We start from the raw sequence: 20,998 nt of genomic DNA, 5'->3' as shown, positions 1-20,998 counted from the left end.
GGTGTGAAAAAAAAGGCTCATATAATGAGCCTTTTTTATTGCCTATTCTTATTAGCGTTTACGGTTTATTAAATAAACACCAATAATAATACAGATTAAACTAGGTGCCATCGCCGCCAATAGTGGAGGGAAGTTAAAGACTATACTGGCAGGGCCTAATAAATCATTAACAATTTTAAAGATAAAACCTATGGCAATACCAATAAAAATACGTTGTCCCATGGTTACACTGCGTAATGGACCAAAAATAAATGAAATGGCCAGTATGACGAGGGCCAATGTATTAATAGGTTGTAGTAATTTTTCCCAAAACTTTAACCAATAATTATCATTGTTAAGCTCTTGTGCTTGTAAGTAATGAATATAATCCCATAAGCCTGATATTGATAAATAGGAGGGATCACTATTAATTGTATTTAATAAATCAAGGGTGATTGTTATAGGTTTTGGCATACTTAAATCTTTTATATCACAAACATTAGTAGGAGATAACCAAGCTTCACTCTCTTCTTTTACAACGCTAGTATGATCATCATGCAAGCAAGTGGTAGTTGCATCTGTTAAGTACCATTGGTTCTTTTCAAAATTTGCTTGTTTCGCATAAGTAGTATAAATGAGTTTTTGATCTTTTATGTAGTAAATATTAATGCCGATCAATCCATCAGGTTGTACACTATTAATGCGAATATATTCATTCCCTTGGCGATGCCATGTACCTTTTAAGAGTATTTGGGTGAGAATCTTTTTGTCAATATTTGAGCTTTGGGCTAACTCTTTATAAGCTTGAGCTTTATTCTGCGTGATGGGAACGATGAACTCTCCTAGTAATACACACGCGATCATAATAATAAAAATAGGTTTTAAAACAGCGTACACAATACGCCCTGTAGACATACCTGCAGCACGCATAATGGTCAGTTCGCTACGGCTTGCCATCATTCCTAAACCAATCAAACTTCCCACAAGCGATGCCATGGGGAGATTGTCATAAAGTCGACGTGGGGTACTTAAAAGAACGTAGTAAAGCGCTTGGTTTATACCATAGTTATTTTTAAAACTGTCAAACTGATCAACCAAAGAGAATAATGAAGCCAGTAAGATAATGATTAGCATAATCAATAGGATGCTATTTAAAACATTACCCGCTATATAGCGTTCTAAGCGATTTCCTAGCATAGATTAGCTCCCTTTGACTGGAATTTTAATTTAATAATATCCCAATATAATAGGGTTAACCCTAAGCCAAAGAATATCAAGTGGATAATCCAGAATACAAAGATAGGAAGTTTCCCTTTGTCCATTTGTCCACGTGAGGCAATCAATAATCCAAGGTAAAGCATATAGAGAAAAATTGCAGGAATTAGTTTAAAAAAGCGGCCTTGGCGTGGGTTTACTTTAGCCAATGGAACGGCAAGCATTGCAATAATGGGCACTAATAATAGCATAGAGAAGCGCCAATACAGTTCTACTTTATCAACAAACTTATCACTGTCAATGAGTTGTTCTGTTGTTAATGCATTGGATTTTAGCTCAATGTTGATTTCTGGTTGAGGTAATAAAATACCATAGGTTTTATAGTGGGTAACGCGATAATCTGCTTGTCCTGCTTGCCCATCATAACGATAACCATTGTCTAGGATAAGGTAACGGCTATTATCAGGTTGTACCGCAATTTTCCCTGTTTTGGCAAGCAATAAATTACTGGTTGTTTTACCTGTTGCATGATTAACATCTATTTGAGAGATGAAGATGTTCTTTAAGTATCTCTTATCGTTAGAAATAGATTCAGTATAAGTGACACGATTAGTAATAGTTGATCCTGTTACTTTGTCATACGTTTGAAAATGCCCAGGAATTAGGGTATTAAACTCGGTAATGGAGTCTTGTTTTTCGATCAGTTCTCTAAATTTGTTAATACCTGCTGGGCCAAGACTAAAACATAACCAAGCAACGATAACAAAAATAATGGTTGTAGGAATCAATGTATAAGCGAAAATCTTTCTAATACTCATGCCCGCACTAGTAAGGATAACCATTTCACTGTCGAGGTACATGCGTCCATAAGCTAGTAATATGCCAAGGAATAATCCTAAAGGCAGTATTAGGTAAAGAAAGTCAGGTAAGCGGTACCACATGATCCATAGCAAAATACTAGGATCGATACCGCCTTGGGCTGCATCTTTTAAGTAGTTTGTAAAGCGCCCACTCATAATGATAATCAGTAGTACGGCACTGATAGCAGAGAGTGTTGTTAAAACTTCTCGAGATAGGTAGCGTAAAACGATCAAACTAGATGACTCCAAATGTCAAAATGGTGTGATATAAAAATACCAATTAGCTATTATCCTAAAAAATGATGCTGTTGTCTTGATAATTTTTGATTCTTGAAACATAAAGTACGATATTGTATAGGGTGATATTTAAGTGTATAGGAAGATAAGGCATTAAGCCTTATCTCCACGTAAGGTTTGTACTTTGTCGTATAACATGGGCGCATTAACTTTTTCGGGTGGAATAGGCGTGTCCGCTAAGATGCCGATTCGTGCCCAAATATTACGTAACAGTTTGCGTTTAGGATTACGAGTAAAAGAGGTTGTCCACAATCCTTGAATAGCCATTGGAACAACAGGAACCGGTGTTTGAGTAATGATTTTTTCAATCCCAGATTTAAACTCATTGATCGCTCCATCCGTCGTTAACCTACCTTCTGGAAAAATGCACACGAGCTCGTCATTTTGGAGTGCTTGAGCAATATCTGTAAACGCTTGTTCAAAAATAGCTTTGTTCTCTTTGTGGCCTGCAATAGGAATGGCATTGGCAGTGCGAAACACGAAGTTAAGGACAGGCATGTCAAAAATTTTATAGTACATGACAAAACGAATAGGGCGTTTAACAGCACCGCCTATTAACAATGCATCAAAATAGGACACATGGTTTGATACCAACACACAAGCACCTTGCTCTGGGATATTATCTAAACCTTTATGCGATACTTTATAAATAGAATGAGAGAGTAACCACATCATAAAGCGTAATGTAAACTCAGGAACTATTTTGAAAATATAGGTATTAACAGCAAGGTTCATCAAGCCAACCACAAGGAAAAGCTGAGGAATACTTAAGCCTGCCATACTTAATAATAAAATGGCTAATACTGAGGCTAAAACCATAAAAAGTGCATTTAATATATTATTGGCAGCAATCACACGTGCTCTTTCTTCAACCGCTGAGCGTGTTTGCATGATGGCATACAACGGAACAATATAAAAACCACCGAATAACCCAATCCCAAAAACATCAAATAATATCAACCAAGCTCTGGGGTAAGAAAGTACATCAAGCCATGTATTGAGGGAGTTGTTTACCATGGGCAATGTTGTTGAGTGCCACCACAGTAAGATACTAAACAGTGTTAACCCGATAGAACCAAAAGGTACAAGGCCAATCTCCACTTTATGATCAGATAATTTTTCACAAAGAGCTGAACCGATAGCAATAGAAACAGAAAACACAATTAAAACCAGTGTATAGGCGCTGGGGTCACCATTTAAGATTTTTTCTGCATAATTGGGAATTTGTGTAATATAAATTGTGCCTAAAAACCAGAACCAAGAGTTTCCTAATATTGAGCGTGAAACAGCTGGAGTCTGATTAAAGCCTAAGCGCATGGTTTTCCAAGTTTGTGAAAAGATATTAAAGCTTATCTTTAGATCAGAGAGAGCCGCTGGGCTAAATGGGATTTTACTGCTAGCACAATAGCCAATCAGCGCAACGATTAAAATAGCCATACTGATGTATAAGGCATAAGGGCCATCCCCTGTCATAAGTATCCCTGCTAGCACTATTCCCGCGAGTATCGCTAGAAATGTTCCCATTTCTACTAATGCGTTACCTCCGATGAGTTCATTTTCTTTTAATTGTTGTGGCAAGATAGAGTATTTAACTGGACCAAAAAGTGCTGATTGAGTACCCATTGCAAATAAAACAACGAGCATTAATGCAAAACTATTTAGGAATAGGCCAATTGCTCCGATGACCATCGTTAAAACTTCGGCTAGTTTTATGCGCCGGATGAGCATGGATTTTTCATATTTCTCACCCAATTGTCCGCCTAATGCAGAAAATAAAAAGAAAGGCAAGATAAAAACAATGGCACAAAAATTAACTAAAAAGTCTTTATCAATCACCCCATTTTTAAATAAACTTGTGATGAGTGTGTGGTCAATCACATTACTGAATGTCAGTTTATAGATGATGGCTAATATAAGTGCCTGCTTAAATACATTGTCGTTAAAAGCACCTGCTAGTTGTGTAATAAAAAAAGGCAGGTAACGACGCTCTTTCAGGAGTGCAAACTGTGAATGTTCTGACATTAAAGTTTCCTATTCTAATGTATTATCTGGTGCAATTAGTTTAGCCGAAAATGATAGTTTGTAAATTCAAACGATAGTTTTAATTGTGTGCTAATTTATATACAGACAGTTATGTATATATAATGGAAAACATTATAGAGCATGAGGGGAGATAACTTGAAGTAATATTGATTGCAACTAAAAAAATAATACTAATAAAGTATCCAAGTTTTTTTAGAAAATAGGCTGTAGTTGATAGGTTAGTTATTTGCTTTTGCTGGGGGAGCATTAATAACAGGTTCTATTTCTTTTTTGCTCTCTATGAGTGGTTCCTGAGAGGTAATATTCCGTTCTAACAGTTTGCCGTTTTCGTAAGTATCTTCTTCTCGTAAATCACCTTCTGGTGTCCAAATACGCCACACACCTGATGGCTCATCATCCAGGAAGACCCCCTCTGTATATTTTTGGCCATTATTAAACCAAAACGTCCAAACGCCATTTTGTCTATTGGCTATGTAATTACCTTTACTTTCTGGTTGCCCATTGTCGTACCAAGTTTGTGAAAGTCCATCGAGACGGCCATTATTATATTGTGCTTCAATAGCCTTGCTACCATTTTTATGCCAATATACCCAAGTACCTGACTCTTGACCATTTTCATAATCACCTTCGGACTCAAGTTGGCCTGATTGATACCATGTTTTAGAATGTCCTGAAAGTAAATTGTCTTGGTAGGTTTCTTCAATGGCTTGTTTACCATCTTTAAACCAATATTGCCAAATCCCTATTTTATTACCTTCTTTAAACTGGCCTAAAATTTCAGGTTGACCATTGCTATACCATTTTCTAAAATCCCCAATAGCTTTACCGTTATCATAGTTTTCTTCTACTGATGCGGTGCCATTGTCATACCAATATTGCCACTTACCATTCTTTTTACCATCAATAAAATTACCGGCTGCTTGCTTTTGACCATTGTTAAACCACACAATGGATTGTCCATTAAGTAGCCCATCATGATAGGCGCCTGTAGCCTGCTGCTTTCCGTCGCTATACCAAAAGTTATAAGCACCTTCTTCTTTGCCCTTGATATAGGTTTTTTCTGATGATTTTTTACCGTTACGATACCATAGCACTAATGGCCCATCGATGCTTTTAATACGGCTAGCTGTTATATCTTTTTCATCTGTAAACGTAAAGGGATCACTTTGTTTGGCATTATTTTTGGCGTAAAAATCTTGGATAACAAAGCGTCCATTTGGGGTGGTTTCTAAAAATTTACGGTAGTATCCATTATTATTGGTCTTATCGACAGGTAACCAATCTTTGTCATAGTTCTGAATGATTGTATTTTTTTTGTAGTGGGGAAGTGCTATTGTCACACTCTCAATAGGTGTGTTGATCTCTTGAGTATAAACTAATGAAGGAGATAAAATAAAAGCTAAAATGATGAGGCGTCGACAGTATTGCATGATATTATCCCACTGGCTAGCTATTCTATTACCTTAGCACTTTCGATGGCTTTAGCGTGTTAAGTTTTATAACAGCATCTTTCATTCTTATACGATATGGTTAAATTCTACCTTACCGCTGAAAACATGACTATAAAAAAATGAGTATTATAATAGAATATTACAAAAGAGAGGATTATTGCTAAATAATTTTGAATCATGCGTATGTTTTGGTGAAACTATATCTAGAAATAAACATGACTAGACACGTCTTTTTACAATCTATCAAACGTTAATATAATCTTTTCGATAAAATGTATTAAAATATTAAGAACCTGTATCATTAAATTAAATAGAGTATGAATAAATACTGTGACTAAATTAACAAGCCAAGAACATTTTAATGCTTTGTGGTTGGCAGAAACCATTCGATTGCAAGAGGAGTCTCAGGGTGATTTTGCGGATAGTGAAGCTGTTCGTCAAGCCCAGAAAGAGGGTGGGGATTTTCAAACACGTATTTTGACTCGTGCCCAATGGCTAGCCAATAAAACAAATTTAATAGTGGCGCAGCAAAGTGCGATAACTGCCATGCAGTGGTCTGTAAAGATTTTATGTGCCCTAGCATTTTTTTTTGGCATGGGATTAATTTTACCAACATTTTCTGTAGCAGATCATACCATTAATATTTTTAGTGCATTAGGGTGTTTGTTAGGCTTAAATTTTTTGATGTTGGTTGTGTGGATATTGAGTACAGTTTTTGGTGGGCAATCTATTAATCAATTAGGACGGTTGGTTTTGTGGTTGACTAATAAATTAACAGGTAAAAAACAAGTAGCACAACTGATGCCAGCCTTCTTTGGCTTGTTACACCAGCGCCATTTAGAACGTTGGCTATTGGGGCGCCTCACTAATGGTTTATGGCTACTCATTTCAATTTTTGCACTGATTAGTTTGTTATCTCTCTTAGCTACACAACGTTATGGCTTTGTTTGGCAAACCACTATATTGGGTGATAGTCATTTTGTGACCATTGTTAATCTATTGGGTAGTTTACCTCAGTGGTTAGGTTTTCCTATTCCTCCTGAATCACTTATTCGGCAAAGTGGAAATACTCCTGTCATGGATGATGCGGCAAGGCAGGTTTGGGCGGCTTGGTTGGTTGGGGTTTTAGTTGTCTATGGTATTTTTCCACGACTTATTTTATTTTTAGTTTGTAGTGTTTTTTGGCGCTATGGTTATAAACATTTACAACTCGATATTACCAAAAGAAATTATCATTTATTAAGATCAAGACTATTACCTTCGAGTGAACGTTTGGGTATTACAGACCCAGATAATGTCTTTGTAAAAAAGAGACAACCCATTATTAACAATAATGTGGAATGGGGGGCGACGATTATTGGTGTTGAGTTGGAGCCTGATTATCCTTGGCCACCTAATATCGCAACAAATGTTATTGATGCGGGTATTATTGAGACTAGAGAGCAGCGAAAAGCACTTTTAGATCAACTGGTGAGCGACCCTGTAGCAAAGTTGCTGATTGTTTGTGATCCTAAACGCTCTATTGATAGGGGAACATTAATGCTTTTCTCCGAGTTAGCTTATTGTGTGGCAGAGGCTAGGGTATGGCTGTTAGTCGATGAGAAAACAGATAGTAAGCGTCTTGCTGATTGGCAGCAGGCTTTAGAGCAGCTAGGTATAACTTATGCTGACTCAGATGAATTATTAATTTGGTTAAGTGAGAGAACATGAGTAAACCGCTAGTTATTGCTGTAGTCGGTCATACGAATGTAGGGAAGACTTCTTTATTACGCACCCTAATACGTGATGGGCACTTTGGTGAGGTATCACATCGCGCAAGCACGACTCGTCATGTTGAGGGCGCTAAATTATTTATAGATAATGAGCCTGCACTTGAGTTATATGATACTCCTGGTTTAGAAGATGCAATTGGTTTACTGGATTATTGTGACCAACTGACGGGGGATGAGCGATTAGATGGGCCTGAAAGGATAGCACGATTTTTAAAATCAAATGAGTCATCATTACGTTTTGAGCAAGAAGCCAAAGTACTAAAACAGTTATTGGTCTCCCATATAGGGCTGTATGTTATTGATGCACGAGAACCGGTGCTAGCCAAATATAAAGATGAGTTAGAGATACTGATTGACTGTGGTAAGCCGTTATTACCTGTTCTAAATTTCGTTTCGACGAATGAGCATCGTGGGGATGAGTGGAGAGCAGCTCTTGCGAGGTTAGGAATACATGCGCTGGTTCAGTTTGATACCGTGTCTCCCCCTGAAGATGGTGAAAAAAGACTTTATGAAAATCTAGCTTTATTAATAGAGTCAGCACGCCCTATGCTATTGAAGCTTATGGCTTATCAGGAGCAGCAGGCTCAGGAGCGTTATGAGCAAGGGTTTAATGCAATTGCTGATTTATTGATTGATATTGCCGCTTATAATATGCTTGTTGCCAGTGATCAGCAAAGTATTAAAGAAGCCAAACAAGCGTTACAAGATAAAGTTAGAGCGCGTGAACAAAAATGCATTGAAACACTGCTGGCTATTTATCAATTTAGAAAAGATGATGCCTTCGCTGATAATTTACCTTTGATTGATGGGCGCTTTGATGGGGATTTATTTAACCCTGAAACAATAAAAAAGTTTAGTCTTCACATAGGTAAAGGAGCTATTGCTGGGGCAGCAGCAGGTGTTGGCGTTGACTTAATGTTTGCAGGTTTAACCTTGGGTGCGGCAGCGCTTTTAGGTGCTGTTACAGGCAGTGTATGGCAAACATTAACAACCTATCAAAAACAGTTTGTTGGGAAGTTAACGGGCAAACAGTTTTTAGGTGTTGATGATGTTATATTACAAATTTTAGCTATTCGCCAATGCTGTTTACTTGATGCCTTAGTTAAAAGGGGGCATGCGGCAAATCAGGCAATTAAGTTAAATGTAACGGATCAGCACATTTGGAAAGAACTACCAAAGCCCTTGCAAAAAGCTAGAGCACATAAAGAGTGGTGCTCTTTACTAAATAAGCGTAACGCTAATAATGATGAACGCACCGAACAAGTTCATTACCTGAGTGAAGACTTACAAAATGAGATGGTATCGTTATATCTTGAGTCAAAATAGAGGTTTGCTTGTTAGCTATAAATAATTATTTACGACAAGTAAAAAAACAAGCAATGAAATAAGTAGTAAGATTAATAACTAATCGCGTTGTATAGGTTTATTGAGAGATTAAAAGAGAAAGAAGGGAATAGTGCAGAAAACTACACTATCCCTGAGGCATTATTTCGAGTAAATCATCTTTTGCTCATAGGCATGAGCTTTTTCAAAATCGAATTGTCCTTCCCATTTAGCAACAACTAAAGCAGCTAATGAGTTACCTACAACGTTAAGCGCGGTTCTTGCCATATCCATGATACGGTCAACCCCAGCAATGAATGCAAGACCTAGTGTTGCTTGATCCATAGGCATTACACTACCTAACGTGGCGAGTAATACCACGAACGATACGCCAGGAACACCGGCAATACCTTTAGAAGTAATCATTAATGTTAATACCAACGTGATTTCATGCCAAATACTTAATTCAATACCAAAGAGTTGAGCAATAAAGATAGCCGCAATACTTTGATACAGAGTTGAACCATCTAAGTTAAAAGAGTAACCCGTTGGAATCACAAAGCTTGTGATTGAGGGTGCAGCACCGTAATCTTCCATTTTTTGCATAATGCGAGGAAGAACAGTTTCTGAGCTTGAAGTTGAATAGGCAAGAATAAGTTCATCTTTTAAAATAGCAAACAATTTAAAAATGTTGAAGCCAAATAGCTTAGCTACTAAACCTAGAACAACAATTGCAAAGAATAAAATAGCAAAGTAAACCAGTGAAACTAGTTTTAAAAGTGGTAATAAAGAAGAGAAACCAAACTGAGCAACAGTGACCGCAATTAAACCAAATACCCCAATAGGCGCATAAAGCATAATAATATTGGTTACTTTAAACATTGTTTCAGAAACCCCACTAAAAATATTAATGAGAGGTTCTCTTTTTGAGGCAGGGATCGTTGATAATGCAACACCAAAAATAACAGCAAAGAAGATAACCGCTAGCATGTCGCCCCGCATCATTGCCGCAAAAACATTGGTTGGAACGAGTGACATTAGCGTTGAAACAAAATGGTTTTCATGCACTACTTGTTGGGTTGCAGAGGCGTATTGAGAAATATCGGCTTGGCTTAGCGTATTAGTGTCAATGCCTGTTCCAGGATGGAAAACATTTGCAATGGTAATACCTACGATAATAGCTACTGTGGTAATAACTTCAAAATAAAGGATAGTTTTAAAACCGATACGGCCTAGCTTTTTTGAGTCCCCGATACCTGCTACGCCAACAATAATAGAGGCTAGTACGATAGGGACTACAATCATTTTAATTAAGCGTATAAATAGGTCTCCCGCAGGTTGTAAAATGTTACCGATGACCCAGGAGGCATTTAGATTAGTTACAGTTTTTTCATATCCGAATGCACTGAAAAGCGTTACACTTGGCATATTGTGTAAGACAGCGCCAAGAGCGATCCCTAGAATTAAGGCAATAACGATTTGCCAAGCAAGCGTGATTTTAAAAGACTTTTTTTTCATATTTATCCTAATCTATTTATAGGTTATTTATCAGCCAAAGTGGATTAGTCATGCAATAACTAGCTATTATTTATGAAAACGAAAAATCTGTACTGCTAATATGAGTAAATAAAGATACATCTGGTAAACGTATAAGTACTTTATAAAAACAGTAATAGTTATTGATACTTACGTTTTAAAACCCCACTTTGGGCGTCATCGTATAATAAAAGAGTTATATTATTTTGCCAAGTTAATTTTTGTTACGGGCGGTGATTCTTAATTTAAGTGATCTATTAAATGACGAATTGCTCAATTAGGAATATAATAAAGTCTTAATAACCCGATCTGACTTTTTATGTTTATGTTGTTGTAAAAACAACTGAAGTTCTCTTTTATTATGACACGCCAATCTATTTTCCTTTTAACACGCTTACTTGCTGAGTTAGCTATATTACTTGCTTTTTATGCAGTAGGTAGACAGCTCGTTCTATGGTTTAGTTTAAGCATTCCTCCAGGTGTGGTAGGGCTTGCACTATTATTAGCAGTTTTTGCTTTTGGTTGGCTCTCTCCTGAACAACTCCAACGGGGTGCCGCGTTACTAATGGGTGAAATGTTGCTTTTTTTTATTCCTGCGGTGATGAGTTTATTAGATCAAGGAACTTTGATTAAAAATCAAGGTTGGAAGATTATTTTAATCATTATTATTAGTACAGTTCTTGTCATGTTGGGAACAGCGATTACTGTTGAGTTGGTCTATCGTTGGAGTTTAATGCGCCGTTGGAGAAAAAAGCATGACCATTGAGTGGTGGAAGCCTTGGCTTTGGTTGTTGTTAACATTATGCAGCTATTTTGTTAGCCGCTGGCTTTATAAGCGTAAGCGTTATTATATTTTATCACCTCTACTCTTTGTGCCTATTATTTTATTTGCATTTGCAGTGCCATTACACACTACTTATAAGGAGTATTCCCAAAATACTCATTGGCTCGTGTTGATGTTAGGTCCTGCGACAGTAGCCTTTGCAGTACCTATTTGGAAGCAACGCAAGTTGATTATACAGCATTGGTTGGCACTATCGATAGGTATGTTGGTTGGTAGTAGTTTGTCTATTATTAGCTCTTTTTACTTAGCTCATATGCTTTCATTAGATGATAAAGTAACTATGTCGTTAGTACCTAGAACAATTACAACACCTTTCGCAATGCCTGTGGCTGAGACACTAGGGGGGGTTCCTGAACTTGCTGCGGTGTTCGTATTGATTACGGGAGTCTTGGGTGGCTTGTTAGGTGGGATTATATTGAAGTGGTTGCCTTTAAAAACTACGCTAGCACGTGGTGCTATTTTCGGTGTTGGGGCTCATGGCTGCGGTGTAAGTAGAGCACAAGAGTTGGGTATGGGTGAGGGATCGGTTGCCGGATTGGCCATGGTACTTATGGGACTAATTAATTTAATTGCAGCCCCTTTAATTCACGTTATTTTATAGTTTGTTTAAAGAAGAACCTAAAGGTCCTTCTTTAAATAATTATTTACTTCTTTTCTGTTGCAGGAGCTGCTTGTTGAGCTGCTTGCATTTTTTTAACTTCTACAAGTGCAGCTTTTGCTTGAGTACAAGCTGACTTTTGTTGTTCTGGTGTTAAAGCAGCTAATTGGGCTTTTGAATCTTCATATTGTTTTTTAACAACTGCTTCATCCATACCTTGTGATTTAGCTGCTTCTAGTGCTTGAGGAAGCATCGTATCTGCTTCTTTATAATAGTCTTGACACTCTGTTACTAATTCAGCGGCCATTGCAGAAATAGAAGTAGCACCAATCATTAAGCCTAATAAAATCTTTTTCATATTTTTTCCTAAAGTATATTTTTTACTTAGCTGATTTTTCATATCAATGTATAACTACAACTCTAGCTTAGAGGTTTTAGATCAATTTGTAAATTAATAATAGGTCGATACTTCTATGCAAGAGCATTTATTAGTAAATAATAATGAGTTCTTTCGCGTTTGCCTAATAATTCATTATAATGGCTAATTATTTTGTGTTTTGCTAACTTTCGATTAGGAAATGTATCAATGTTAGATCGTGCGACTCGCTTATCTGTTTTTCAAAAGGTTTTAAAAAATCGTATCTTAATCCTCGATGGAGCGATGGGTACGATGATACAAAGCTATAAACTCGAAGAAAAAGACTATCGAGGAGAGCGTTTTGCAGATTGGCATATGGATGTTAAAGGTAATAATGACTTATTGGTACTGACGCAACCGCAGATTATTTCAGAGATTGAAAAAGCTTATTTAGATGCTGGCGCTGATATTATAGAAACCAATACGTTTAATTCTACCCGTGTTTCCCAAGCCGATTATGGCATGGAGCATTTAGTTTATGAGTTAAATCTAGAAGGTGCCCGTATCGCTAGGCGAGTGGCTGATCAAAAAACATTAGAAACGCCAGATAAGCCAAGATTTGTAGCAGGCATATTGGGTCCAACGAGCCGAACCTGTACGATTTCTCCTGATGTGAATAACCCGGGATTTCGCAATATTCATTTTGATGAGTTAGTTGAAAACTATACTGAAGCAACCAAAGCTTTAATCGAAGGTGGTGTAGATTTTATTATGATCGAAACTATCTTCGACACTTTAAACGCAAAAGCGGCAATTTTTGCAGTACAAGGTGTGTTTGAGGAGTTAAATGTTACGTTACCAATTATGATCTCTGGTACGATTACTGATGCATCAGGTCGTACTTTGTCAGGGCAAACAACCGAGGCCTTCTGGAACTCAGTTCGTCATGCTGACCCTATATCAGTCGGTCTTAATTGCGCCCTAGGTGCTAAAGAGTTACGCCCTTATCTTGCTGAGTTGTCAGCAAAAGCAGAAACCCATGTTTCAGCTCATCCTAATGCAGGCTTGCCTAATGCCTTTGGTGAATATGACGAAACCCCTGCACAAATGGCAGCCATTATTAAAGAGTTTGCCCAAGCAGGTTATTTAAATATAGTGGGGGGATGTTGTGGTACAACCCCAGCACATATCAAAGCGATTGCAGAGGCTGTTAGTAGTATTGCTCCTCGTCAAGTGCCTGAAATTCCTAAGGCTTGTCGCCTATCAGGGTTAGAACCTTTTAATATTACCCGTGAATCACTATTCATTAATGTGGGGGAGCGAACCAATGTCACAGGATCAGCTAAATTCGCCCGATTGATTCGTGAGGGCGATTATGCACAAGCCCTCGATGTAGCACGTCAGCAAGTTGAATCAGGCGCTCAAATCATTGATATCAATATGGATGAGGGCATGTTGGATTCGAAAGCGGCTATGGTCACTTTTTTATACCTCATCGCCTCTGAGCCTGATATTTCACGTGTACCTATTATGCTCGATTCTTCTAAATGGGAAGTGATAGAAGCTGGCTTGAAGTGTGTACAGGGTAAGGGGATTGTTAACTCTATCAGTTTAAAAGAGGGTGTTGATGCCTTTATACACCATGCTAAACTTTGTAAACGTTATGGTGCAGCGATTATTGTCATGGCGTTTGATGAAAATGGTCAGGCTGATACTGAAGCACGTAAAAAACAAATCTGTAAACGTTCTTATGATATTTTAGTTAATGACGTAGGTTTTGCTCCCGAAGACATTATTTTTGATGCCAATATCTTTGCGGTAGCCACCGGGATTGAAGAGCATAATAACTATGCGGTTGATTTTATTAATGCCTGTGCTTATATTCGTGATAACTTACCTTATGCCTTAAGTTCTGGCGGGGTTTCTAACGTTTCTTTCTCTTTCCGTGGTAACAACCCTGTGCGAGAGGCGATACATTCTGTCTTTTTATACTATGCCATTAAAAATGGTTTAAGTATGGGGATTGTTAACGCAGGCCAATTAGCTATTTATGATGATATTCCCCAAGAACTTCGCGACAGAGTGGAGGATGTTGTTTTAAATCGCCATAGCAATGGTACGGAAGCATTATTAGAAGTTGCTGAAAAATACCGTGGCGATGGTTCAGCGACCAAGGAAGTGGAAACGGAAGAGTGGCGTAATTTCCCTGTTGACAAGCGTTTAGAGTATGCCTTAGTGAAAGGTATTACCACCTATATTGTTGAAGATACCGAAGAATGCCGTTTGCAATGCAATCGCCCTATTGAAGTGATTGAAGGGCCGTTAATGGCCGGTATGAACGTGGTAGGGGACTTATTTGGTAATGGTAAAATGTTCTTGCCACAAGTAGTTAAATCAGCACGGGTGATGAAACAATCAGTAGCTCATCTTGTCCCTTTTATTGAGGCAGAGAAGGGGGAACAAAAAGAAGCCAAAGGAAAGATTTTATTGGCTACTGTAAAAGGCGACGTTCATGATATTGGTAAAAATATTGTGGGTGTTGTTATGGGGTGTAACGGCTACGATGTCGTTGATTTGGGGGTAATGGTACCCTGTGAAAAAATCCTCCAAACAGCCATTGCTGAAAAAGTAGATATTATTGGGCTGTCAGGCCTTATTACACCATCGCTCGATGAAATGGTGCATGTCGCTAAAGAGATGCAACGCCAAGGTTTTTCTATTCCATTGATGATTGGTGGCGCTACTACTTCAAAAGCACATACTGCGGTTAAGATAGAACCTCATTATCAAAATGATATGGCTATCTACACCTCAGATGCTTCTCGCGCTGTTGGTGTGGCTACACAACTATTGTCAAAAGAAATGAAGCCCAATTTGGTGGCTGAGACGCGTGTAGAGTACCAAAAAATCAGAGATCGAATGGCTGAGCGCACACAGTTAGCCAAATACCTTTCTTATGAAGAGGCAATTGCGAATAAACCTGTGATTGATTGGCAAAACTTTAAGCCTGTAAAACCACAATTTATTGGCACTAAGGTGTTAGAAGATATCGATTTAGCTACGCTAGTAGATTATATTGATTGGACACCGTTCTTTATTTCATGGGATCTGGCTGGTAAATACCCCAGAATCTTAACCGATGAGGTGGTAGGTGAGGAGGCGACTAAGCTTTTCGCTGATGCGAAGCTTATGTTAGATACAATCGTCAAAGAGGGACTGATTAAAGCCAGAGCTACGCTCGGTTTCTGGGCGGCTAATCAAATTAATGAAGATGATATTGAACTCCTCGATGAGCAAGGCCAACCGGTTACTGTTTTACACCACCTGCGGCAACAACAAATCAAGGCCGAAGGCACACCCAGTTATTGTTTAGCTGACTTTATTGCCCCTAAAGAAACAGGCATCACTGACTACGTAGGGGGCTTTATTGTAACGGCGGGTATTGGTGTTGATGAGCTAGTCGCACAGTATGAAGGTAAGCAAGATGTGTACAATGCTATTATGGTTAAAGCATTGGCTGATCGTTTAGTAGAAGCATGTACTGAATGGTTGCATGCACAAGTACGTAAGGATTATTGGGGCTATGCAAATCAAGAGACACTCGATAATGAAGCGCTTATTAAAGAGCAGTATCAAGGTATTAGACCCGCCCCAGGATACCCCGCTTGCCCTGATCATACAGAAAAAGCAACGTTGTTTGAGTTACTGAATCAGCATGGTCAAAGTAAGGTGATTCTCACTGAAAACTATGCAATGTGGCCAACAGCAGCTATTAGTGGTTGGTTCTTTGCTCATCCTCAATCGAAATATTTTGGTGTGGGTAAAATTTACCAAGACCAAATAGAAAACTATGCCCAGCGTAAAGGGATGAGCATAGAAGAGATTGAGCGCTGGTTAGCACCTAATCTGGGGTATGATAAGTAATATTAAAGAGCGCCATTTATCATTAATTTCTATGGTAAATGGTGGTTTAATTTGACCGATAAAAATCAATAAATGCTCTAAGTTTGCTGGGAATAAAGTTTCGATTAGGGTAATAGAAATAATATTGACTAGCCTCTAATTGCCAATCTTCTAAAACACAAACAAGCTGTTTATTAGCAATGGCTTGTTTGACTGCTTCTTGCTCAAAAATGTAGGCAAAACCTTTACCTAATAGAGCCAGTTCTAGTAGAACGGTTTCGCTGTTAGCAATATATTTATGGGTTAGTTGTAAATTTTGTTGTTTATCTTCTTTTGTAAATTTCCAATTATAAAATTGTTGGCTTGATGGAAAACGATAACCTATCGTCTCTTGTTGATAAAGATCGTCTGGAATAATGGGAGTAGCGTTTTTGGCTAAGTACGATGGACTAGCAACAAGGAGAGACTTAACAGGATTGCCCAACGGCACAGCCACCATCGTGTCTTGTAATGAACGTGTAGAGCGAATACCTAGATCGAATCCTTCTTTAATAATATCAATCAAACCTTCACTGATTTGAATATCTAAATCAATAGCAGGGTATTGTTTACTAAAAGCGCTTAGCTTTGGGTGGATAAGCGCCCTCCAAGCAATGTAAGAAGTGTTTATCTTAATAATACCTTTAGGGACACTATGTTGTTGCTTGATGTCTTCTAACGCATTGTCTATTTCTTCGAGTGTTGGTTTAACTCTAGCCAATAACTGCTCTCCAGCCTCCGTTAACCGAATGGATCTTGTGTTGCGGTAGAGTAATTTTAGCCCAAGGCTTGTTTCAAGCAAGCGAACAGCTTGGCTGATAGCAGAAGGGGATAAGCCGAGTTGTAAGCCTGCTTTAGTAAAGCTTTGTTGTTCGGCTACTACACAAAAATAGTGTAGATAAGTATTAAGGTCTGTACGCATTATTAAGTTTTACTTAAAAGTATTAACAGTATTATAGTATTTATTAAAAAATAATAAATAAATAAACTTACATTATGTTATCAAAAGGAGTAATTATTATGTCAGTTTCCCTTGAAGAATCTGAGTCACGTCTTATTCGTGGTAAGCGTTTGTTAAATAAAATTGATAGAGAGATTGGGGAGTGTGTTATTGAATCATTAAAAACAATTGCTCCAGATTTTGCAGTTTATTTATTAGAGTATCCGTTTGGTGATATTTATGCCAGACCACAACTGAGTTTACGCGATAGGGAGTTAGCTACTATTACTGCATTAGCGGCTTTAGGTAATGCCCAGCCACAACTCAAAGTTCATATTAATGCTGCTTTGAATGTTGGAGTCAAGCCTGAAGAGGTGGTTGAAGTCATGATGCAAATGTCAGTATATGCGGGTTTTCCTGCTGCATTGAATGGGCTTAGCATAACCAAAGAGGTTTTTGCTGAACGTCAAATTATAATTAATCACCGATAATTTAGGAGTAAAGTAATGAAATATCATAAATTGGGTAATAGTCATCTCAATGTTTCCAACATCGGATTGGGGTGCATGGGGATGAGCGCTTTTTATGGCAATTATGCAGAGAAAGACTCCATTAATACCCTTCATTATGCTATCGATCAGGGTGTTAATTTTTTAGACACGGCTGATATGTATGGTCCATTAACCAATGAACAACTCATTGCTAAAGCGCTAGATAAAAAACGTGATGATGTTATTTTGGCTACTAAGTTTGGTATTGTCTATGATAATAATGCTGCAAACACTGCACAACAGAGAGTTGTCAATGGACATCCTGATTACGTTATTAAAAGTTGTGAGGGCAGTTTAAAGCGATTAAATACCGACGTTATTGATTTATATTACTTACACCGTATTGATGACAGTGTACCCATTGAGGAGACCATCGGAGCGATGGCTCGTTTAGTCGAGCAAGGTAAGGTGCGTTATATTGGTATTTCTGAGGCTTTGTCTGAAACGATTCAACGAGCGCATCAAACTTACCCCCTTACCGCCGTACAAATGGAGTATTCGTTGTGGACACGTGATGCAGAGCAAAAGATTTTAGACACCTGTCAAGAATTAGATATTGGTTTTGTGGCATATAGCCCTTTAGGGCGCGGGTTTTTATCGGGTAAAATTAATACACCAGATGACTTTGATAAAGATGATTATCGCCGGACTAATCCACGATTTATTGGGGAAAATTTTTTTAAAAATATAGCATTAGTCAATAATCTTAAAGCATTAGCCTTGCAAAAAGGATGTAGCCCTGCACAATTAGCGTTGGCATGGGTACTTACTTCACCTTATCACATTACTCCAATACCGGGTTCGAGACGCATAACTAATTTGCAAGAAAATATAGCAGCGCTTAATATTTGTTTATCACCCGAAGAATATCAACAGTTAAGTGATTTTTTTCCATTAAATTCGGCTGTTGGTGCGCGTTATAGTGATGGCTATTCACCTGAAACGATGAAGTAGATTTTATATGGTATTGTTGCAAAAATAGAACGTAGTTATCCTTTTTGTGGGTTTATTTGTGCATTATTCATCGGTAGACTAAAAGCATAAGTTAAATTTGAATAATGACAAAAGGAAGGTGATTTATGTTTAAAAAACTATTACTGGCGACAACAATAACTAGTGCATTTGCAATGACTATCCCAGTGGTTAATGCTGCAGATTATAAAATAGACACAGACGGACAGCATGCTTTTATTAATTTTCGGGTTAGTCATTTAGGTTATAGCTGGCTTTATGGAACTTTTAGAAATTTTTCTGGTAACTTTACTTACGATAAGGCTAACCCCTCATTGGATAAAGTAGATGTAATCATTAATACTAAGAGTGTTGATACTAATAATGAAAAGAGAGATGAGCATCTGCGCTCAACTGCTTTCTTAGATGTTGAAAAATATGGGCAAGCTAAATTTGTCTCTACTAAAGTAACTCACGTTTCAAGAAGTAAACTTGATATTGAAGGTAATTTAACCTTGCATGGTGTAACAAAACCGGTAACGATTAATGCAACCTTTGTGGGTGAGGGTAAAGATCCTTGGGGTGGTTATCGCGCTGGGTTTATTGGTACAACGACTTTTAAGTTAAAAGATTTTGATATCAGTACAAAAGATTTGGGTAATGCCAATGAAGAGGTAGAAATGACGTTATCTGTTGAGGGTGTGCGTCAATAAGTTAATAATCCAACATACTTTGAAGCCACTGTATAAAACAGTGGTTTTTTTATTGCCTTGAAAAATGAATGGTTCATAACCATATAGTAATTATCCTCAATTGATAGGAGGGATTAATTATGGCAAGTGGATGGGCGTCAGATGATGCCGTTAGTGAGCAAATTGAAAGCAGTATTAATGATGCGATAGCGCAAGCCAAACAACAGCTAAATTTGAGTGCGAATCAACAAAGTGCTGAGTTTTGTGAGGAATGTGGTGAGCCTATTCCAGAGGGACGACGTAAAGCATTATTAGGTGTTCGGTTTTGTATAAATTGCCAAGAGCGCTTTGATAAAGAACAGGAAAAAGTATTGAGTTTATACAATCGGCGGGGAAGCAAAGACAGCCAACTAAGATAGGAGTGAGATAGGTTAAATTAAAAAGGGGCATCAAATGGCCCCTTTTCATAGATTATTAGTCAATGTACTCAAAGACCATCACAACACGTTGTACGCCTGATATGTCTTTAGCAACAGCAGAAGCCGCTTGTGCTTCCTTGTGGGTGACTAACCCCATTAAGTAAACAATACCATTTTCAGTGACAACTTTAATTCGGCCAGAGGGTACACCGGCTTTGAAAAGCATAGAAGATTTTACTTTCCCTGTAATCCAACCATCACTTGTGCGCGCTAAAAAGCCAGCATTTGGGCCTACTTGTAAGTCATCATGTACTTGCTTAATGCCTTGAACACCTTGTGAGGCAGCTTTTACTGCAATAGGTTTTAAATTAGCATTAGGCACTTGTCCTGCTAATAAAACAACACCGTTGTAACTAACAACGACGATACGAGAATCATCATCTAATTTAGTGTCTGCTTTATCAATATTTACAGCCACTTTCGTTTCTATCAGCGAGTCATCTATCTGCGCTCCCCATGTCCGTTTTCCTAAATTGTCTTCAACAGGCTTGTCTCGTGTAGTACTAACAACTGTTGAACAACCTGTGATGATGAGTGCCAGCAAAAAAGTGATAATTAATGGGAATTGTTTGTTCATTAGTCGCTTCCAAATAATTGATAGTCAATTAAGTTACATAATGCATTAGTAATTAGTAAATGAGCCTCTTGCACCCTGACCATTTTATGGGTTGGTACACAAATCTCAATATCTGTTGCCAATAAAGATGATCTAATTGCACTACTGTCAGTTCCTGTTAAGGCAATCACATTCATTTCTCTATCATGAGCAGCATGTATCGCTTCTATAATATTATCCGAATTTGTATGGCTGGTGATAGCTAATAATACATCTTTATTACTCCCCAGCGCTCTAATTTGTTTAGAATATATTTCAGCACTATCATAATCTGTCATTATCGCAGTAGTAATGGCGTGATTATTGAGAGAAATAGCGGGTAGACTAGGGCGTTTTTGAATGTAATGATTCAGCAGTTTAGTTGTGAAGTAGTCTGCACAAATGGCTGACTCTCCATTGCCACAACTTAGAATTTTTCCATCATTGAGTAAACTATTGACCGCCAAGAGGCTAGCTTTCTCAATTTCATCACTTAAGTTCTCTGAGACTTGTATTAGTGTGTCAATGGCTTCGTGAAAAAATGTTTGGATACGTTCTTGCATAATGATTCT

At 37.9% G+C, this 20,998-nt stretch carries 18 protein-coding genes; 9 read left to right on the top strand and 9 right to left on the bottom strand.

Annotated features, from left to right (window positions below; all coding sequences use genetic code 11):
* Positions 1–51: 51 nt before the first annotated feature.
* From lptG to DM558_RS07100, 4 genes are all read right to left on the bottom strand, one after another.
* The gene (gene lptG / locus DM558_RS07115) at positions 52–1,176 is read right to left on the bottom strand and encodes an LPS export ABC transporter permease LptG (protein WP_127163036.1); all 1,125 of its coding nucleotides are present in this window, start codon (positions 1,174–1,176) and stop codon (positions 52–54) included.
* Positions 1,170–2,288, bottom strand: coding sequence for an LPS export ABC transporter permease LptF (lptF, locus tag DM558_RS07110; RefSeq protein WP_127163034.1), 1,119 nt, complete (start codon positions 2,286–2,288; stop codon positions 1,170–1,172). The genes lptG and lptF overlap by 7 nt, the downstream gene beginning before the upstream one ends.
* Positions 2,289–2,444: 156 nt before the next feature.
* Positions 2,445–4,373 carry an MFS transporter gene (locus tag DM558_RS07105; RefSeq protein WP_127163032.1) on the bottom strand — a complete coding sequence of 643 codons (1,929 nt, stop codon included), beginning with the start codon at positions 4,371–4,373 and terminating at the stop codon, positions 2,445–2,447.
* Positions 4,374–4,612: 239 nt separating this feature from the next.
* Positions 4,613–5,824, bottom strand: coding sequence for a toxin-antitoxin system YwqK family antitoxin (locus DM558_RS07100; RefSeq protein ID WP_127163030.1), 1,212 nt, complete (start codon positions 5,822–5,824; stop codon positions 4,613–4,615).
* Between the two features lie 351 nt (positions 5,825–6,175).
* Between DM558_RS07100 and DM558_RS07095 the strand changes: the two genes are divergently transcribed.
* The gene (locus DM558_RS07095) at positions 6,176–7,555 is read left to right on the top strand and encodes a DUF2868 domain-containing protein (RefSeq protein WP_127163028.1); all 1,380 of its coding nucleotides are present in this window, start codon (positions 6,176–6,178) and stop codon (positions 7,553–7,555) included.
* Positions 7,552–8,943, top strand: a complete 1,392-nt coding sequence (locus DM558_RS07090; protein ID WP_127163026.1) for a GTPase/DUF3482 domain-containing protein — start codon at positions 7,552–7,554, stop codon at positions 8,941–8,943. The genes DM558_RS07095 and DM558_RS07090 overlap by 4 nt, the downstream gene beginning before the upstream one ends.
* 159 nt (positions 8,944–9,102) lie before the next feature.
* Here DM558_RS07090 and gltP read toward each other — a convergent pair whose 3' ends face one another.
* The gene (gltP, locus tag DM558_RS07085; RefSeq protein WP_127163024.1) at positions 9,103–10,458 is read right to left on the bottom strand and encodes a glutamate/aspartate:proton symporter GltP; all 1,356 of its coding nucleotides are present in this window, start codon (positions 10,456–10,458) and stop codon (positions 9,103–9,105) included.
* 379 nt (positions 10,459–10,837) lie between these two features.
* Here gltP and DM558_RS07080 point away from each other — a divergent pair, with 379 nt between their 5' ends.
* Together DM558_RS07080 and DM558_RS07075 are read left to right on the top strand one after the other, a co-directional pair.
* On the top strand, positions 10,838–11,242 hold the full coding sequence (locus DM558_RS07080) for a CidA/LrgA family protein (protein ID WP_127163022.1): 405 nt from the start codon (positions 10,838–10,840) through the stop codon (positions 11,240–11,242).
* Complete coding sequence (locus DM558_RS07075) at positions 11,232–11,921, top strand: LrgB family protein (RefSeq protein WP_127163020.1); 690 nt, start codon at positions 11,232–11,234, stop codon at positions 11,919–11,921. Before DM558_RS07080 ends, DM558_RS07075 begins: the two co-directional genes overlap by 11 nt.
* 43 nt (positions 11,922–11,964) lie before the next feature.
* On the opposite strand, the gene DM558_RS07070 is transcribed toward DM558_RS07075, so the two are convergent.
* Positions 11,965–12,276: a DUF5339 family protein gene (locus tag DM558_RS07070; RefSeq protein WP_127163018.1), complete on the bottom strand. Its 312-nt coding sequence runs from the start codon at positions 12,274–12,276 to the stop codon at positions 11,965–11,967.
* 228 nt (positions 12,277–12,504) lie between these two features.
* Here DM558_RS07070 and metH point away from each other — a divergent pair, with 228 nt between their 5' ends.
* Positions 12,505–16,200 carry a methionine synthase gene (gene metH / locus DM558_RS07065; RefSeq protein ID WP_127163016.1) on the top strand — a complete coding sequence of 1,232 codons (3,696 nt, stop codon included), beginning with the start codon at positions 12,505–12,507 and terminating at the stop codon, positions 16,198–16,200.
* Positions 16,201–16,246: 46 nt separating this feature from the next.
* Here the strand turns inward: metH and DM558_RS07060 are convergent, their stop codons facing one another.
* Positions 16,247–17,140, bottom strand: coding sequence for a LysR substrate-binding domain-containing protein (locus DM558_RS07060; protein ID WP_127163014.1), 894 nt, complete (start codon positions 17,138–17,140; stop codon positions 16,247–16,249).
* Positions 17,141–17,238: 98 nt separating this feature from the next.
* Here DM558_RS07060 and DM558_RS07055 point away from each other — a divergent pair, with 98 nt between their 5' ends.
* The 4 genes from DM558_RS07055 (at position 17,239) to DM558_RS07040 (ending at position 19,771) form a co-directional block, all read left to right on the top strand.
* Complete coding sequence (locus tag DM558_RS07055) at positions 17,239–17,649, top strand: carboxymuconolactone decarboxylase family protein (RefSeq protein ID WP_127163012.1); 411 nt, start codon at positions 17,239–17,241, stop codon at positions 17,647–17,649.
* A gap of 15 nt (positions 17,650–17,664) precedes the next feature.
* Entirely contained in the window at positions 17,665–18,663 is a 999-nt protein-coding gene (locus DM558_RS07050; protein ID WP_127163010.1) for an aldo/keto reductase, read from the top strand.
* Between the two features lie 125 nt (positions 18,664–18,788).
* Positions 18,789–19,373 (top strand): YceI family protein, encoded by a 585-nt coding sequence (locus DM558_RS07045; protein ID WP_127163008.1) that lies wholly within the window; start codon positions 18,789–18,791, stop codon positions 19,371–19,373.
* A 119-nt stretch (positions 19,374–19,492) separates the two neighbouring features.
* Positions 19,493–19,771, top strand: a complete 279-nt coding sequence (locus tag DM558_RS07040; RefSeq protein WP_127163006.1) for a DksA/TraR family C4-type zinc finger protein — start codon at positions 19,493–19,495, stop codon at positions 19,769–19,771.
* Between the two features lie 55 nt (positions 19,772–19,826).
* Here DM558_RS07040 and DM558_RS07035 read toward each other — a convergent pair whose 3' ends face one another.
* Both DM558_RS07035 and DM558_RS07030 read right to left on the bottom strand, forming a co-directional pair.
* Entirely contained in the window at positions 19,827–20,408 is a 582-nt protein-coding gene (locus DM558_RS07035) for a BON domain-containing protein (RefSeq protein ID WP_127163004.1), read from the bottom strand.
* Complete coding sequence (locus DM558_RS07030) at positions 20,408–20,995, bottom strand: SIS domain-containing protein (protein WP_228411855.1); 588 nt, start codon at positions 20,993–20,995, stop codon at positions 20,408–20,410. The genes DM558_RS07035 and DM558_RS07030 overlap by 1 nt, the downstream gene beginning before the upstream one ends.
* Positions 20,996–20,998 lie beyond the last annotated feature (3 nt).

Origin of the sequence: Entomomonas moraniae, assembly GCF_003991975.1 — a bacterium.
In the GTDB taxonomy this organism is placed as follows: domain Bacteria; phylum Pseudomonadota; class Gammaproteobacteria; order Pseudomonadales; family Pseudomonadaceae; genus Entomomonas; species Entomomonas moraniae.
The sequence above is the reverse complement of the archived record's forward strand: the minus strand, read 5'-3'. Positions and strand labels throughout refer to the sequence as shown.